This is a genomic window from Rhodoligotrophos sp. CJ14, from assembly GCF_038811545.1.
GTDB classification, from domain to species: Bacteria; Pseudomonadota; Alphaproteobacteria; order Rhizobiales; family Im1; genus Rhodoligotrophos; species Rhodoligotrophos ferricapiens.
The window spans coordinates 1,877,840-1,894,586 of sequence record NZ_CP133319.1; the positions used below are offsets into that span (position 1 = coordinate 1,877,840).

The 16,747-nt window shown below is 58.6% G+C and carries 15 protein-coding genes; 5 read left to right on the plus strand and 10 right to left on the minus strand.

Annotated elements, in window-relative coordinates; translation table 11 throughout:
* Positions 1 to 14 precede the first annotated feature (14 nt).
* Positions 15 to 1,067 (minus strand): ABC transporter substrate-binding protein, encoded by a 1,053-nt coding sequence (locus RCF49_RS08735; protein WP_342643638.1) that lies wholly within the window; start codon positions 1,065 to 1,067, stop codon positions 15 to 17.
* 198 nt (positions 1,068 to 1,265) lie between these two features.
* Between RCF49_RS08735 and RCF49_RS08740 the strand changes: the two genes are divergently transcribed.
* On the plus strand, positions 1,266 to 2,381 hold the full coding sequence (locus RCF49_RS08740) for a class II histone deacetylase (RefSeq protein WP_342643639.1): 1,116 nt from the start codon (positions 1,266 to 1,268) through the stop codon (positions 2,379 to 2,381).
* Positions 2,382 to 2,456: 75 nt separating this feature from the next.
* Here the strand turns inward: RCF49_RS08740 and RCF49_RS08745 are convergent, their stop codons facing one another.
* The 3 genes from RCF49_RS08745 to RCF49_RS08755 are packed head-to-tail and all read right to left on the minus strand — an operon-like array spanning position 2,457 to position 5,060.
* Positions 2,457 to 3,287 carry a transporter substrate-binding domain-containing protein gene (locus tag RCF49_RS08745; RefSeq protein ID WP_342643640.1) on the minus strand — a complete coding sequence of 277 codons (831 nt, stop codon included), beginning with the start codon at positions 3,285 to 3,287 and terminating at the stop codon, positions 2,457 to 2,459.
* Between the two features lie 53 nt (positions 3,288 to 3,340).
* Complete coding sequence (locus RCF49_RS08750; RefSeq protein WP_342643641.1) at positions 3,341 to 4,186, minus strand: transporter substrate-binding domain-containing protein; 846 nt, start codon at positions 4,184 to 4,186, stop codon at positions 3,341 to 3,343.
* Positions 4,187 to 4,217: 31 nt separating this feature from the next.
* On the minus strand, positions 4,218 to 5,060 hold the full coding sequence (locus tag RCF49_RS08755; protein ID WP_342643642.1) for a transporter substrate-binding domain-containing protein: 843 nt from the start codon (positions 5,058 to 5,060) through the stop codon (positions 4,218 to 4,220).
* Between the two features lie 164 nt (positions 5,061 to 5,224).
* Between RCF49_RS08755 and RCF49_RS08760 the strand changes: the two genes are divergently transcribed.
* A complete protein-coding gene (locus RCF49_RS08760) occupies positions 5,225 to 6,625 on the plus strand; it encodes an aminotransferase (protein WP_342643643.1) in 1,401 nt (466 codons plus the stop codon).
* A 127-nt stretch (positions 6,626 to 6,752) separates the two neighbouring features.
* On the plus strand, positions 6,753 to 7,334 hold the full coding sequence (locus RCF49_RS08765; RefSeq protein ID WP_342643644.1) for a DJ-1/PfpI family protein: 582 nt from the start codon (positions 6,753 to 6,755) through the stop codon (positions 7,332 to 7,334).
* 42 nt (positions 7,335 to 7,376) lie between these two features.
* On the opposite strand, the gene RCF49_RS08770 is transcribed toward RCF49_RS08765, so the two are convergent.
* From RCF49_RS08770 to RCF49_RS08785, 4 genes are all read right to left on the minus strand, one after another.
* Positions 7,377 to 8,315, minus strand: coding sequence for an alpha/beta hydrolase (locus tag RCF49_RS08770; RefSeq protein ID WP_342643645.1), 939 nt, complete (start codon positions 8,313 to 8,315; stop codon positions 7,377 to 7,379).
* 45 nt (positions 8,316 to 8,360) lie between these two features.
* Positions 8,361 to 9,185 (minus strand): ABC transporter permease, encoded by an 825-nt coding sequence (locus RCF49_RS08775; protein WP_342643646.1) that lies wholly within the window; start codon positions 9,183 to 9,185, stop codon positions 8,361 to 8,363.
* Positions 9,182 to 10,027 carry an ABC transporter permease gene (locus RCF49_RS08780; RefSeq protein WP_342643647.1) on the minus strand — a complete coding sequence of 282 codons (846 nt, stop codon included), beginning with the start codon at positions 10,025 to 10,027 and terminating at the stop codon, positions 9,182 to 9,184. The genes RCF49_RS08775 and RCF49_RS08780 overlap by 4 nt, the downstream gene beginning before the upstream one ends.
* 314 nt (positions 10,028 to 10,341) lie before the next feature.
* The gene (locus RCF49_RS08785; RefSeq protein WP_342643648.1) at positions 10,342 to 11,406 is read right to left on the minus strand and encodes an extracellular solute-binding protein; all 1,065 of its coding nucleotides are present in this window, start codon (positions 11,404 to 11,406) and stop codon (positions 10,342 to 10,344) included.
* 115 nt (positions 11,407 to 11,521) lie between these two features.
* On the opposite strand from RCF49_RS08785, the gene RCF49_RS08790 reads away from it, so the two are divergent.
* Positions 11,522 to 12,466, plus strand: a complete 945-nt coding sequence (locus RCF49_RS08790) for an acetamidase/formamidase family protein (RefSeq protein ID WP_342643649.1) — start codon at positions 11,522 to 11,524, stop codon at positions 12,464 to 12,466.
* Here RCF49_RS08790 and RCF49_RS08795 read toward each other — a convergent pair.
* Positions 12,439 to 13,050 carry a TetR/AcrR family transcriptional regulator gene (locus tag RCF49_RS08795; protein ID WP_342643650.1) on the minus strand — a complete coding sequence of 204 codons (612 nt, stop codon included), beginning with the start codon at positions 13,048 to 13,050 and terminating at the stop codon, positions 12,439 to 12,441. The two genes, RCF49_RS08790 and RCF49_RS08795, sit on opposite strands and share 28 nt — an antisense overlap.
* A 232-nt stretch (positions 13,051 to 13,282) precedes the next feature.
* Positions 13,283 to 14,743: an NAD-dependent succinate-semialdehyde dehydrogenase gene (locus RCF49_RS08800; RefSeq protein WP_342643651.1), complete on the minus strand. Its 1,461-nt coding sequence runs from the start codon at positions 14,741 to 14,743 to the stop codon at positions 13,283 to 13,285.
* Positions 14,744 to 14,916: 173 nt separating this feature from the next.
* On the opposite strand from RCF49_RS08800, the gene RCF49_RS08805 reads away from it, so the two are divergent.
* Positions 14,917 to 16,605, plus strand: a complete 1,689-nt coding sequence (locus tag RCF49_RS08805) for a gamma-glutamyltransferase family protein (RefSeq protein WP_342643652.1) — start codon at positions 14,917 to 14,919, stop codon at positions 16,603 to 16,605.
* The last annotated feature ends 142 nt before the right edge of the window (positions 16,606 to 16,747 follow it).

A 16,747-nucleotide genomic window follows, 5' to 3' on the forward strand; every position in this document is an offset into this window, starting at 1 on the left:
TCTGGTGTGTGATCCTATTGGCCCATCAGGTCCTGAACTTCGTGGGTTCGGTCGGTCCGCAGCGTTCCCACCACATACCAATCCGGCTGGAAGTTGTTGGCAAGAGCCTCGTCGGTCGAGCCTCCAAGCTCCCGGGCAAGCTCTGGCGGGAGCTTCGTCTCGGGGTTCACCGGCCAATTGCCGCCCTCTGAAAGTCGCCCCTGATAGGGTGGCGTCAGGATAGCGTTGAGCAGCTTCTCGGCATTGGCAACATTGTTGGCGCCCTTTGGGATGACCAGGTAATAGGGAAGGATGAGTCCACCCTCATCCGGCCGCACAATGTCGATGTTCTTCACCCCCGCGCGCTGCTGCAGGATGATCTGATTGGCATAGAACGGCGCAAACACGACCTCGCCGCGCGACAGCTGTGCCTCAAGCGTTGCCATTGAGGTATAGACTGTACCTGCATTCGCGATCACCTCTTTGAGCATTGGGATGCCGGGGGTGATATCTTTTTCGTTCCCGCCATTGAGCAGTGCAAAAAGCGTCAAGTCATACGCCGCGATGAAGGGCGCCGTTCCTATGGCGAACTTGCCCTTCCATTTCGGATCCACGAGGCTCTTCCAGCTCTTGAAGTCTTCAGCCTTCGCAAGATCCGTGTTGTAGGCGATCCCGAGGAACGAGAAGTATACGGGCACCGCATAGAACTTTCCATCTGGCGCCTTCGGCACGAGCCTTTCAGGGATCGCTTTGAGATTGGGAAGATGGGCGGGATCGATCGGCTCGAGCTTCCCCTTCTCGATCAGGTCGGCCACCGAATATCCCGGCACGAGGCCCAGCTGAAAATCGGGCTGCCCGGCAGATGCCGCGATCGCCGCCGCGGGAATTGTCGGATCATATATTCGGGCCGGAATGCCGGTCTCCGCCTCGAATGGCTCGGCGACGCCCTTTCGCCAATGGTCGGCCGCGACGCCAGCATAGACAGCAATCGTGACTGGATCCTCGGCACGAGCAGGCATCGAACCGAAACCAATGCCCAGAAGCGCCGCGCCGGTAAAACAGATGCTCGCAATCAACGATCGCTTCATCGCGTCCTCCCTTCATTGCTGGATCAGGCTTCTTCTCGTCCTGATCCGCGCACCTTCAGTGGCCGCCGCAAGCGTGCAAGCGAATCTGCATGCAGTCAATATGTTTATGCTATGAAATTCCTTTCTCCTATTTAAGATGCTTCCTGCAGTCGAGAGGCAGCATGGGGTTGGACAATGGCCGCAGAGAGGGGATCAGGCATGAAGAACCGGACCGGCTTCATTTGGCACGAGGCTTTTGCCTGGCACGATGCCGGCAACTATAAAGCAGCTTTCGTGGAGCCCATTTCGGTCGCCGATAGCCCAGAAACCAAGCGGCGCTTTCGCAATCTCGTCGAGATGTCTGGCCTGCTCGCTGATCTGGTTCAGATCGAGCCGATTGCCGCGAGTGACGAGGCTCTGCTGCGCGCGCATTCGGCCAGTCATCTGGCGGCGATTGCTGAAGCCGACAAGGACGGGGGCGAGATTGGTCCGTTCGCGCATATCGGCCGCGGCGGCTTCGCAATCGTCCGGCTCGCGGCCGGAGCGGCAATATCGGCCGTGGATGCAATACTGGATGGCCATGTAGAGAATGTCTACGCATTGGTCCGTCCCGCCGGTCACCACGCTGAGCGCGATCAGGCTCGTGGCTTCTGCATCGTCAACAATGTGGCGGTCGCAGCCCTCCATGCCCTCGAGATGCGCGGCCTTGAACGAGTTGCCATTGTGGATTGGGATGTCCATCACGGCAATGGCACCCAGCAAATATTCTGGCGAGATCCACGCGTGCTGGCCATCTCCATTCATGAGGATGGCCTATTCGCTCTACCGGGCGGGGCCACGAACGAGGTCGGCGAGGATGCTGGCCTCGGCACCACGATCAACGTGCCCCTTCCTTCAGGGAGCGGCGAGGGTGCCTATCTCGCCGCAATGGAGCGCGTCGTGCTACCCGCCCTGGACAGGTTCCAGCCTTCGATGATCCTCGTCTCCTCAGGCCTTGACGCACTGGCGCAGGACAGTCTCGGCCGAATGATGCTGCATTCCGACACCTACCGCACCATGACGGCGATGCTGATGGAGGCTTCTGCGAGACTCTGCAGCAGTCGTTTGTGCCTCGTGCATGAAGGCGGCTATAGCCCCGTCGTGGTTCCTTTCGCGGGGCTGGCGATTCTTGAAACCCTGGCCGGGCGGTCGACGGGTGTCGTCGACCCATTCATGGCGAACGTCAAAAAGCGTCCCGGCCAAACTCTTGCTCCACATCAATCCGACGTGATCGAGCGAGCTGCCCGCTTGGCGGAAAGCGCTTGGAATGACCGCACCCAGCGTGAGATCCGCTGAGAGCAGTGGCCATGGCGCGAGTGTCATTGAAGCTCGCGGTTTCGCAATTCGAAGCAAAGCGGAACGCTCTAGGCGTCACGGTGCGGGCGAAATATCCGTATGAAACCACTTCTCCGACAGCGCCTTCAAACTCCCATCGGCCTTTGCCGCGGCGAGCGCCTGATTGATTTTGTCCTTAAGCGCATCACCCTTGCGAACCGCGATAACGGAGTCTCCGCCGAATAGCCCGCCACTGAAGCGCGGGCCAATGAATGTGAGGTCCTGCCCGTCCTTGCTCGCAAGAATACCGCTGAAGAAGCCGATCGCATCGAGGGCTGCATCAATCCGGCCCGCATTCAAGTCCAGTATCATCGCTTCAGCCGTCTTGTATTCGCGCGGCTCTGCCGTGCCCTTCAGGTAATGTTCGACGAACTGTGCTTGAGTCGTAGACGACTGAACGCCGATCAGCTTGCCCTTGAGCAGTGGCTTGAGCGCATCGATTGCTTTCTGGGCTTTCTCTGGATCATCCGACAAAGAATAATCGGTCTGCTCCGGTTTCACGCTGGCAAGCTCTGATGACTTCGGGGCGATGAAGCTGAGCGACATCTTCCCGTAGGGAGCCGTGAAATCGACCACCTCGGCACGCTCGGGCGTGGTCACCATGGCCGCGATGATGGCATCGTACTTGCCGGCATTGAGACCCGGAATGATGCCATCCCAATCCTGGGCAACGATCTCACATTCGACCTTCAATCGTCCGCAGAGATCCCGCGCCACGTCCACATCATATCCCGCCAGTTCACCCGATGGCAGCACCAGATTGTAAGGGGGATATGCCCCTTCGGTCGCAATGCGAAGCTTCGAGGGCTCCTCGGCCCGTGCATCCATGCTCATGACGAGAAACACGGCGCTTACCATCGCCAACATTACACGCTTCATCTTACCCCCAGTTGCTAGGATGGCCGCGAAGGGTGATCCAGTCACGGTTGAGGCGCAATGTCGAGCTTGAACCATTTCTGCGAGAGCTTGCTCAACGTGCCATCGGCGATCGCCTCCTTCAGCGCCGCATTGAACTTGTCTCGCAGCTCGGGATCACTTTTGCGCACGGCTATGGCCGAGCCGATGCCGAACAGGCCGCCCGCAAATCGTGGACCGATAAACGTAAGCTCCTCTCCGTCAGGCGAGTTGAGCGTGCCCCCTAGAAAAGCAATTCCATCAAGCACGGCATCAATGCGGCCTGATTTGAGATCCAGAATCATGGCCTCCGCAGACTTGTACTCGCGCGTCTCCGCGACGCCTTTGAGATACTCGTCCATGAACTGTACATGAGTCGTAGCACTCTGCACGCCGATGACTTTGCCCTGCAGCTTGGGCTTCAGCTCCTCGATGACCTTCCGCAACGCGTCGGCGTCCTTGACGAGGTCATACACTTTCTGCTCGGGCTTGATCTCAGCAAGCGGACTGGTTTTGAGCGTTATGAAGCTGCGGGAGCCCACTGCGTAGGGTACCGTGAAATCCACCGCCTCTTGCCGTTTCGGCGTGATCACCATCGCAGCGACGATCGCATCGTATTTTCCGGCATTGAGGCCGGGAATGATCCCGTCCCAATCCTGGGCGATGATGTCGCATTGCACATTCATGCGCCGGCATAGATCCCGGGACACATCGACATCATATCCGCCAAGCTGACCCGAGGGCTCGGTGAAGTTCCACGGCGCATACGCCCCTTCAGTGGCAATCCGGACCGACGTCCATTCCTTGGCCGTGACTGGGCCGCCCAGCATGAGCGCTGCGACGCCAAGCATTCCTATGATCGCATGCTTCATTCAATCCTCCCCTATCGCTTTGCAAAGGCCGTTATTGCTTCGGCGCGATATCCATCTTGAACCATTTCATCGACAAGGCTGAGAGTGTGCCGTCCGCAATCGCACTCTTGAGCGCAATGTCGAATTTCTCGCGGAGCTCTGGGTCGGATTGGCGAAGGGCGACAGCCGCGCCATTTCCGAACAGACCACCGTCAAAATGCGGACCGAAGAACACCAGGTCCCGCCCTCCAGGCGTGTCTCGCTGTCCAGTCAGAAAGGCCATGTCGTCGAAAGCCGCATCGATGCGTCCCGCCGTCAGATCGAGCAGGAGCTGCTCTGCCGATTTGTACTCTCGGACCTCAACCTCGCCTTTGAAGTAGCGGTCCATGAAAGCGGCATGGGTCGTTGCCGATTGTACGCCGATCGTCTTTCCCTTCAGCTGCGGCTTCAGCGCATCCACCGCGCGCTGCACATCGCCCGGCGCCTTCTCCAGATCTAATGTCACATCCTGCTCGCCAATGGCGCCGAGCGGAGCCGAACGCGTGGTCACGAAACTGCGCGGTCCCAAAGCATAGGACACGGTGAAAGCGATCACCTTGCGGCGCTCTTCCGTAGGCGCCATCGAGGCCACGATGGCATCGAACTTTCCGGCATTCAAAGCGGGAATCATGCCGTCCCAATCCTGAGCGACGATCGTGCAGGTCACCTTCATCCGGGAGCAGACGGTTTTCGTGACGTCAATGTCGTAGCCGTCGAAGTCTCCGTTGGGCTTCGTGAAGTTCCATGGAGCATACGCGCCCTCGGTGGCGATGCGGACATTCGTCCATTCCTTTGCATCCACCGTCGCAACACAGAAACCGAGCAGCGCGAGACCAGCCCCGAACAGCATCCTCATCGCGACATCCCTCCCTCACCTGATCATTGCTATTTTTGGGATATAATCGCATTAAAGAAATACGTTGCAATAAAAAATCTTAGTTTGATAAAATCCAGAAAGCAATTCACGAGGGCTGACTGGAGCCTAGACGGGTTCTCCGCCCTGATTAGCCGGGAGATTTCATGAGCACCTCGACCCTTTCGAATGTCGCGTCACTGCGCGAGCGCGACATCTCCTTTCACCTTCATCCCTTTACGAATGCGGCAAAGCATGAGGAGGTGGGTCCGCTCATCGTGTCTGGCGGCCAGGGGTGCTACTTCTTTGACGAAGACGGCAAACGCTATCTCGACATGCATGCGGGCCTCTGGTGCACCTCGCTCGGCCTTTCCGAGCCCCGCTTGAAAGAAGCTGCTGCCCGGCAATTCGACCGCCTCTCCTATGCCCAGACTTTCTCTCACAAGACATCAGAGCCTGCAGTGGAACTCGCAGATGCGTTGATCCGCCTCGCGCCCGTCCCGATGTCCAAGGCTCACTTCCAGTGCTCGGGCTCAGAGGCCAATGACACGGCCGTCAAGCTGTCCTGGCTGTATTGGCACGCCAAGGGCCAGCCGCAGCGGCGCAAGATCATCGCACGCACGAATGCCTATCACGGCACAACGACGGTTGCCGCGAGCATGACTCACCTCGTTCACATGCACGCAAGCTTCGGCCTACCTCTGCCCGGCTTCCTCCATGTGCCGCATCCCGACATCTATCGCGGCCCCGGAAACGGGGAAAGCGAAGCCGATTACGCAACCCGGCTCGTGGCCGAGGTCGCGAAGATGATCGAGCGCGAAGGCGCCGATACGATTGCAGCATTCATCGCCGAACCGGTCATGGGCGCAGGCGGCCTCTATCCACCGCCGGCAACCTACTACGCCAAGCTACAGGCGCTCCTGCGCCAGCATGGTATCCTCTTCATCGCGGACGAAGTCATTTGCGGCTTTGGCCGCACCGGTCGCTGGTGGGGCAGCCAGACATTCGGCCTTGAGCCGGATATCCTCACCTGTGCCAAGGCGTTGTCCGCTGCTTACCTTCCCATATCGGGGGTTCTTATTTCTGAAAGCGTCTACGAGGCGGTACGGGACGAGAGCAATCGGCTTGGGACCTTCGGCCATGGGTATACCTATGGCGGCCATCCCGTCTGTGCAGCGGTCGCATTGGAGGCCATTCGCATCTACGAGGAAGACCGGCTTATCGAGCGTGCCGCTCTTCGCGGACAGCAGCTGCAGAAGGCGCTACAGCCGCTGCTTGAGCATCCATTGGTCGGCAATGTGCGCGGCGTCGGGCTGATGTGGGGTGTGGAAATCGTGAAAGACAAGGCCGCAAAGCAAGGCTTTGATCCAAAGCTGAAGGTTGGCCAGAGGCTGTCGGATACGTGCCTCGCCCACGGCCTCAATACACGAGCATTGGGCGGCCACACCATGGCCTTCACGCCGCCGCTGATCATCAGCGAGGCAGAGATTGAGGAGGCGGTGCGCATTTTCACGGTCGCCCTGAACGAGCTTCATCAGCAATTGGCCAAAGATGGCGCCCTCACCTAGCGCCTTCTCGACCGATGTGGATACCGGTTCGCGTGAAGAAAACGCGACCAAGCAAGAACTAGGAGCGGCTTCGCGATTTGAGGAAAAGCGAAGACGCTCTCGCACGAAGCAGCGGCAGATCGGCATCTTGCTCTTCGATGGCGTCGAGGAGCTGGATGTCGTCGGCCCCTTCGAAGTCTTCGGGTGGGCGGCCAGCCAGAGGAAGGACCTGTTCGCCATTGCCACCGTGGCCGAGCAAGGCGATCCCATTCGCTGCAGCAAAGGCTTGCGCCTGATCCCCGATCATACCCTCGAAAGCTGTCCGTCTCTCGATATCATCCTTGTGCCGGGCGGCGCCGGCACAAGGGCTGCTGCCCAAAACCCAACACTGTTGGATTTCGTCGCCGACCGTGCGCGGCAATGTGAGTATGTCGTGAGTGTCTGCACAGGTCTACGTGTGCTTTTGGCGGCCGGCTTGGCCGTCGGAAAGCGGGTCACGACCTATCATGGAGCCGTGGACGAAATACGGAAAACTGGCCTTGCGGCAGCTGTTCTGGATGATGTTCGTTACGTCCGCGATGGCAATCTGATTACCTCAGCAGGCGTTTCCGCAGGCATCGATATGGCGCTCTGGCTCGTCGGTGAAATCACAGGGGACCCGCCCTTTGCGCGGCAGGTCCAGCGCGGCATCGAATATTTCCCTGCACCACCATACGCGGCGGACGTATAGTCTGGCGGCAGAGCGAACGCCTCAATCGACCGGACGGATGCTTCAGCTGCCAAACAGATAGCTCTTCAGAAAAGCGCATATGAAGTCGAACTCGGCCTTGGCGGCAGAGCCGGTGAAGCGCGCCCGCATAAAGCCGTGCATCATCCCCTTGGCATCGCGATACGTGACCGGCGATCCCGCGAGGGCAAGCTTCGCAGCATAAGCACGGCCGTGATCTCGTACCGGATCAAGCTCTGCGGTATGCACGAGTGCGGGTGGAAGATTTGAGACATCCTCGGCCCGGATCGGCCAGGCATAAGGATCTTGATCATACCGGTCGTCCGGAAAGAGCGCAGCATAGAACCCCTTGTACCGCTCAGCGGTCAGGCCATAGCCCTCGGCGAAATCGGTGAACGATCGGGCATTTGGCACCGCACCGGCGCTGCCATAGATGATTGCCTGTGCAGCGATCCGGACTGGGCCCTCATCCCTCGCCTTGAGGGACAGCCCGGCCGTCAGTCTCCCTCCGGCGCTATCCCCGGCCAGAGCCACGCGGCTGGGATCTATGCCGAGTTCCCTTCCATTCTCCGCCAGCCATAAGAGAACGCCGTAACAGTCATCGAAAGCCGCCGGCCAGACATGTTCAGGCGTGAGGCGGTAATCGACGCTGATGACAGTTGCGCCTGTCTCGTAGGTATAGCCCCAGGCGATCGAGTCTGAACTGTCGAGATCCCCCAGCATGAACCCGCCACCGTGCATGTAAATGATGGCAGGCCATGAGGCAGCCGCCTCGCGATGGCGATAGACCCTGACCGGCACCTCCCTTTCCCTCGTGGGAATTTTCATGTCCCACACATTGAGTTCTGGTGGGTGTGGGCGCGCCAGCTTCGCCGCATATTCGTTCCATTGCCGCCTTTGCTCGGCCACTGACGCGCCAAGGATCTTCGGGCCGCGAGCATCGATCAGCACTTTCATGTCAGGATGGAGGGACGGTAGCGTCATTGTTGGCCGGCTCCTTATCCAATCGAACCATTGGTCGAGACAAGTTCACTCCGCGTATTGCCGCGGATTTCGAAGCTCTTCTTCAGGATTGACGAAAAACCGCAGTCCCACCGTACGCTGCAGGATCAGCACGATGGCGAGCGTGGCAATGACCAAAAACGTGGAAATCGCGGGAATGACAGGATCAGCGGCATCCCGTATTCGACTGTAGATCTGTACGGGGAGCGTTGTCACCTCGGGTGAGATGAGGAACATGGTGATCGTTGTTTCATCAAACGAAATGATAAAGCTAAAAAGCAGCGCTGTTATTATTCCAGGAGCCAGCAACGGCAAAGTAACCCGGAAGAAACACTGTCTTCTGTTGGCGCCCAGGCTCATAGCTGCTTCTGCCATCGACGAGTCGATTTTCTGAAGGGCAGCCGCGATCGGCCTATAGGCAAATGGACCGCAGAGAATGATGTGGACGAGCAGAATGCCAGCCGCAGTTCCGTTCAGATGGAGCGTGACGAGGAAGCCGACCATCGCTACCCCAACAGCAGCGTGGGGAAAGATCAGGGGGCTAACGATTGCCGTTTCCGCAGCGCCTCGCACGCTCGCCCGCGCTGTATCGAGAGCCGGCGCCACGCAGAGCGATGCGACTGTGCTGGCGATCGCCGCTCCGGCCGCGATCGCGGTGCTGACCATCAGCACGCTAAGCCATTGCGGGCTTGTCAGAAACTCCTTGTACCAAATGAGTGAGAAGCCCGACGGCGGAAATGTCATGAATCGGTCGGGGGAAACCGAAACGGCGGCAACGATGAACAAGGGCGCCGGCAGAAACAGAAGAATTGCGAGATTTAGGAGGTGCCAGGCGGACTTCCTCATGATCATCCCCTCATCCGGCGGCGCATACGTCCATCCAGCATCTGGATGGGAATGATGATCAATAGAGATGTGGCGAGAAGAACCACTGCGATGGCTGCAGCCCGCTTATAATCGTAGAGTTCCGCCAACTCCTGGTAGATTTGCGTGCCAAGCATCTTGTCACGCACCCCACCGAGCAGAAGCGGCGTGACGATCGCCCCCGAGCAGAGCATGTAGATAATGGAACTGCCCGAAAGTACGCCGGGCAGAGAAAGAGGAAAGACGACCCGCCAAAAGGTCTCGAACCGGCCCGCGCCCAGGCTCATGCTCGCTTCGGTCAGTGCTTTGTCCTGCTGCTGGAGAACGGCCAGTATCGATATGACCATGAAGGGCAGAAAGACATGGACGAGGCCGATTACGACCGCCGTCGGCGTGAACATAATGCGCAGCGGCGTGTCCAATAAGCCGATCGACATCAGGACCGCATTGAGCCCTCCCTTGTTCCCGAGAATGACCACCCAAGCAAAGCTCCTGACCACGATGCTCGTGAGCCAGGGCGAGATGACCGCGACGAGCATGATGTTGGAATAGCGTGAGCGCGCGATATACTGCGCGAGCGGGTAAGCGATGATCGCACAAAGCACGGTGACCGTTGCAGCGATCCAGATCGTCCTCCAAATGATGCTTTGCATGACGCTCGACCCGAGGAGCTCGCGGTAGAGCGACAGAGAAATGGTGCCTTCGGATACGAAGGACGCGCCAATCACCGCAAGCAAAGCCCAGAAGAACCCGCCCAGTATGAGACTCTTCGGCAGTGCCAGGGCCAGCCTCGCCGGCGGTGAGAAGCCTCCTGGCGCGCGGTTAGTCATGGCTGTCGGACCGGGCTAGACAAGCTTTGCACAGCATCGCCTCAACTACATGACCGTCTGCGGTTCTGACGCGGCCGGCTTGGGCAAGTTCCCTCGACATAAACTCTGTCTGGGCATGGTCTCGGATGCCGCGTTGCTCGCGATCCGTCAGCACCCGTATGCGGCGATCATCCGCCATACGACCGCTGCGAATGCTTCATCCTTCGAGAAAAACTGTCAGGACTTGCTCAGGCAGGTCGCCTTCTTCCAAAGGCCTGTGCTTCGAATTGGTGTGCATAGACTTGCGGCGTGATGTCATCATTCACGCCGTAATCTTACTTTGCCGTTTGGATGATTTCCTCGACCATCCGTGTACGTTCAGGCAGGTTCTTGGCCACCTCACCCCAATCGGCGGTGAGCGTATTCGCCATCACATCTTTGAGGGTACCGCCGAGTAATTTTTGATCCTCGGAAGAAAGCTCCGCCTCGGGATTTACGGGCCAGGCGCCCGTCTTGACGAAGCCGCGCTGATAGTCCGGCGTCAATATTTCATTGAGAAGCTTCTTCGTTGCATCGAGATTGCTTGCACCTTTAGGGATCACTAGAAGATAAGGCAGGAGCAGCCCCCCTTCTTTCGGTCTCACCATATCGATGTTCTTGACGCCGGCCAGCTTCAACAAGGCGACATTGCCGGAGTAAAATGGCGCGGCGACCACTTCCCCACGCCCAAGCTGCGCTTCCAGATTAGACATTGAAGTGTAGACAGAAAGAACGTTGGACGCCAATTCTTTGATCTTTGGGAGCCCTGGCTCGATATTGGCCGCGTTGCCTCCATTCAATATCGAGTAAAGGGTAAGATCATATGCCGCGACATACGATGCGCGGGACATTGAGATCTGGTCCTTCCATTTCGGATCCAAGAGATTGTTCCAGGACGAGAAATCGGAAGGTTTCGCCATGTCCGTGTTATAGGCAATACCCAGATACTCGAAATTCACCGGTATGCCTGCCAACCTGCCGCTCGGCGCCTTGACCAGATACTCCGGGGGTATTTTTGCCAGATTGGGAATGTCTTTCGGGTCGAGCTCTTCTACTTTCCCGGCCGCCGCCAATCTGTTCGCAGAGTAACCGGCAGTAATGGCAAGCTGAAAAGTCGGCCTTCCCTGAGAGCTCTCCACTGCACTTGCGGGCGACGGCGTTTCGAAAATCTCCGTTTTTATCTCGGTGGATTTTTCGAACGGCTCAGCAACGGTTTCACGCCAGGATTTTGCGAAATCACCGCCATAGGTCGCGATCGTGACGCTCTCTTGCGCGCTGCTCACTCCAATTGTCGCGCAGAGGAAGACCGGCGCAAGCAGCCTTGACCAGTGGAAAAGTGAACCAGGACGAGATCTGCGCATATCCTTCTCCCCTTCATTTTTTTTAGTCTATTAAAGTCATTTGAGAATAGCCAGCGCGATCCGTCAACCGGAATCTGCGTCCGGGTATGATCACGAGAAATCGAGGATGGCGGGCATGAGATCTGCGTTCGACCACGTTTTGGAGCGGCGGTTCCACCATTTCGGCTGGAGCCGTCACCACCCACCATGCCTCACCATCGCCCCCGGCGATGTCGTCGAGGTTCATGTCCAAGACACCAGCGGCGGCGAAATCACCCCTCAGACGAGTCTGGCCGATATTGGCCAGATCGATCGGAGCCGATTTACACCACTGACCGGTCCGATTTTCATCGATGGAGCTGAACCCGGCGATGCGATCAAGGTGACCTTTCTCGGGTTTTCAGCCTCTGGATGGGGTTGGAGTCTGATTACTCAGAGATATGGTATCCTCGCAGATCAGTTTCCCGAACCGTTCCTGAAGATCTGGAGCTATGACCCATCCCTTAAGACGCCCATTGATTATGCCGGGAAGGCACGAATACCTCCGAGACCCTTTCCCGGTATTATTGGCCTGGCACGAAATACCGACGAAACACTGCCTTCGTTACCGCCCTACCCCACAGGTGGAAATCTCGACATCAAGGATTTGACCGAGGGGACCGAGCTTTATCTTCCCGTCGAGGTGCATGGCGGCCTGCTCTCGCTCGGGGATACGCATGTGGCGCAAGGTCATGGAGAGCTCGCGGGCACGGCGCTTGAGAGCCCAATCGACGTCGCGGTGAGGGTTGATCTCGTAAAGGACGCGCGTCTTGCCGGTCCGTGCTTCTCAATGCGAGGCCCGCTGAACCCGCACATGCGCGAAGGTGGCTATCACGCCACCTGTGGAATTTCGAGCGACCTCACAGATGCCGCTCGTTCAGCAACCGCGCAGATGATCGACTTGCTCGGCAAGCTTCACGGGCTTTCCGCCATAGATGCATATCTGCTCTGCAGCCTTTGCGGCGATCTCATCATAAACGAGATGGTGAACAAGCCTATGCACGTGGTCTCGCTTTACTTTCCAAGGACGGTGCTGGAGTGAGCCTTGCGCTTGCTCGGCTTGGACGAGGCAGCAATACCTTGGAAGAAAAGTCCGATTTCACTCCGGATCTGCGTCTCGAGCTGGCTGACGGTCTTTTTCTCGTCCATTACATACATTCGAAAGCAGTTCCGCCCGATCCCGTAAATGACGCTCGCCGCGGTCTTGCAGTCGAGATCCTCCCGAACGTCGCCGCGAGACTTCAACGTCTCCAATACTTGACGCAGCCAGTCCACCCGTAGGTTCTGCAAAGAGATGTATTCGGACCGATGCTCGCCCTGCGCCCGTAGCGCAGCGGCGGATATCTCACGCCATACGCGTTTCTGGCTGATATCATACCCCTCACGAAGTGCCGTGAGCTCGACCAGAACGATGGCCTCCACAGGGTTGCTTGGCAACTTGTTCATAAGCGCCTCTATACGAGGCTCGATCATGAGCTCGTCCGCTTCGAAAAGCGCGAACAACAGCTCGCTTTTTGAGTTGAAATAACTGTAGACAGTCGGCACGGAGACCATGGCCTTGTCTGCGATCTGCTCCATGGTCGTCTCGTCAAATCCCGCTTCCGTGAACAGCTCACCAGCGGCCATTAAAATCTGCTGCCGCCTATGTTCACGCTGCCGGTCTCTCAGGCTACCGTCCAATTTCACGAAGTGCTCCAAAGAACATCTGATCAAGGATGCTGCGGGAATGATATGAAAAGGCCAGCTTGATTGATAGTTGCTAAAGACCCGGACATTTCACCGCATCAGCCCGAGGCACATGCCCTCTGCCCGCTAAGCACTCTGGTGTGAGGCGTCAGGCGAGCCTGTGATCCGCGCTCTAATGGGTGTCGTAATGGGTTATGTATTTTGAGACGAGATACGCATCGAGAGCTTCCGCCCCACCCTCGTTTCCATGGCCTGAGTCCCGAATGCCGCCGAATGGGACCTCCGGCAATCCAAGCCCGTGGTGATTGATCGAGATCATGCCGGCCTCGAGCCGCCGCCCCAAATCAGCAGCCTTCCGGGGCGAACGAGTATAGACATAGGAAGCCAACCCGTAGGGAAGCCGGTTTGCTTCGGCGACCATCGCATCCTCGTCATCACATGAATTGATGAGCGCGACCGGCCCAAAAGGCTCTTCATTCATTGCGCGAGCACCCAGCGGAACATCCGTCAGCACCGTAGGCTCGAAGAAAAATCCCCTATTCCCGATGCGCTTGCCGCCTGCCGCCACCTTGGCTCCCTGCGCGACAGCATCCGCGACCAGCATTTCCATTGCGGCCAGCCGTCTCTCATGGGCAACGGGCCCCATCTGTGTTTCGGGATCGAGACCATTGCCGACCCTGATGGCCTTTGCCCCTTCCACGAAGGCCTCCAGAAAGGGCGCTCTGATCTTGTCATGGACGATGAAACGGGTGGGCGCGGTACAGATCTGTCCGGCATTGCGATATTTTGCGCCACAAAGGATCGTGGCTGCCCGTTCCACATCCGCGTCGGAAAGAATTAGCACTGGCCCGTGCCCCCCAAGCTCCATCGTCACCGGCTTCATCTGGCTGCCGGCCAGCGACGCCAGCTGCTTTCCGACCGCGGTCGAGCCCGTGAATGAGACCTTGCGAACGACGGGGTGCTTGATGAGGTAATCCGAGATTTGGCTCGGGTTCCCATAAACGAGATTTATGACACCCTCTGGCAGACCGGCATCGGTGAATGCTGCAACCAGAGCTGCACAGCTGGCAGGAGTATCCTCCGGCCCCTTCAGTATGATTGTGCAACCGGCTGCAACTGCTGCCGATATCTTGCGCACCGCCTGATTCACCGGAAAATTCCACGGAGTGAACGCAGCCACTGGGCCAATCGGGTCCCGGATGACGCGCTGCTCGACATTGGCAATTCGCGCTGGAATGAGCCGGTTGGAAATCCGGCGCCCCTCCTCCGCAAACCACTCGATGAGGTCGGCACCATTCGCGACTTCCGCCTGCGCTTGTGCGACAGGTTTGCCCTGCTCTAGCGTCATGATCAGGCCGATCTCGCGTGCCCTGGCAGCGAGCAGCCGGGCAGCGCCCTTCATGATCTGATACCTCTCATGAGGGGCCGTCTGCCGCCAGACCTGAAAGGCCTTCTCCGTCGAGAGAACAGCTTGCTCCAGGTCGGAAAGGGTCGCGATCGGAACACGGCCGATTTCCTCCTCGGTCGCAGGATTGATGACCGGGGCGCTGGCGCCGTCTGACGCCTGGCGCCACTGACCAGCGATCAAGAGATCGACCCGCGGATAGGCGATCTGTTCATTGTGGTTTGTCATGCGGTTCCCCTGCAGCGAGGAAAGGCTGGGCTTCGGGAGCCAGCCATGGCTTTATCGCACTTAAAATATTTATTGCAAGAATATGTTTGTCGAGCTTAAGTATCTCCTCTTGCCGCATTCTCGGCTGAACTTAGCCTCCAGCAAGTAAGGCCACCAATCTGGGGGGAAAATCCATGCGCCCGACCCTGTACGGAAACCGCCACGCAATTTCAGCGGGGCACTATCTGGCCGCCGCTGCCGGTTTTGCCATCCTCGAGGCGGGCGGAAACGCCATTGATGCAGGATGCTGCGCCGGTATGGCCCTCGCCGTGCTGCATCCCGATGAAGTCAATTTCGCCGGTGTCGCCCCCATAATGATCCGCAGTGGTTCCGGCAGAATTGTTACCATCGCCGGACTTGGCCACTGGCCGAAATCGCTGCCCGCCGACATCTTCATGCGAGAGCATGGTGGCAACTTGCCTTACGGCGTTCGCCGCACGGTGGTCCCCGCAGCCCCCGATGCGTGGATCACCGCACTCCGGGACTTCGGCACAATGACATTTGGCGACGTCGCCGCTGCGGCGATTGAATTCGCGCGGGACGGCTTTTCCGTCTTCCCCTTCTTGGCCGAAGAGTTCGAAAAGCACGCGGAGGATTACGCGCGCTGGCCGGAAAACGCCAAGATCTTCCTGCCGAATGGCAGAGCCCCGCGGTTGGGAGAGCGGTTTGTTCAAAGCGATCTTGCTCACACGATCCAATACATGGTGGACGAGGAGCAATCGGCGGCGAAACGCGGCCGGGTCGCCGGCCTGGAAGCCGCCCGTGCCGCGTTCTATGTCGGAGACATTGCTGAAAGAATCGTAGCCCACCAGCAAAGCGAAGGTGGGTTTCTTTCGCGCGACGACCTTGCGCATTTCCGTAGCCGCTACGAGCCACCGGTGAGGGCGCGTTGGCGCAATATGGAGGTGATCACCTGCGGGCCATGGTGCCAGGGCCCCACCCTGATCCAGTCACTGCTCATGATGGAGAAGGCTGGGCTTGGAGATCTGTCGCATAACGGAGCGGATTATCTCCACCTGCTTGTGGAGGTGGTCAAATGTGTTTTCTCCGATCGAGAGCATCATTACCGCGACCCGCAATTCGCTGAGGTCCCTCTGCAGCGACTGCATAGCGATGAACATCTTGCTGCCCGCTTGAAGCAGATCGACCCGCGCCAGGCCATGCCGGACATGCCACCTCCCCTGTTCGGCAACTCCCTTACTACGCCGGACCCAAGCGATGGCCTGCCCGTGAGAGATCCTGACACCTCCTATCTCTGCGTCGTCGACAAATGGGGGAATGCCTTTTCGGCAACGCCCTCTGACGCATCATGGCGCTCACCGGTTGTGCCGGGTCTCGGTATCGTCCCCTCGGCGCGCGGTACGCAATCCAGGCCCGACCCGCGCCATCCCTCGGGCGTTGGCCCGGGGCGGCGGCCGCGCCTGACGCCCAACCCAGCGATCGCGGTGCGCGATGATGGTGCCGTAATACCCTTCGGCGGCCCCGGAGGTGATGCACAGGTGCAGTCAATGCTGCAGGTCTTCCTAAACATTTTCCATTTCGGCATGGACGTTCAGGAAGCGATCGACGCTCCGCGAATCCGGTCCTACAGCTTTCCCTCCTCGTTCTCGCCTTACAATCATTTCCCTGGCCTGGTCGGCTGCGAGAGCCGGATACCCGAAGCAGTGCTTGCGGAGCTTGCGGCCCGTGGTCATCGGATCGAGAAATACGGCGACTACACTCGTATAATGGCCTCCATTGAGCTGATTCTGGCGGAGCCTTTCCCCGGATTTCTGCGTGCAGGCGCAGATCCACGGCAGCCGGCCTACGCAATGACGCGCTAAGCGCGCCGCCCCGGTTGGACCGCACGATGCTCGTCGTCACCCATGTCGAGCGGAGCGTGTGCCGGTTCGCCTGAAGAAACCAGGGCCACACAAAAACGTAGAGCGGTTTCGCGATTCGAATGAAATCGAAACGCTCTAGCCA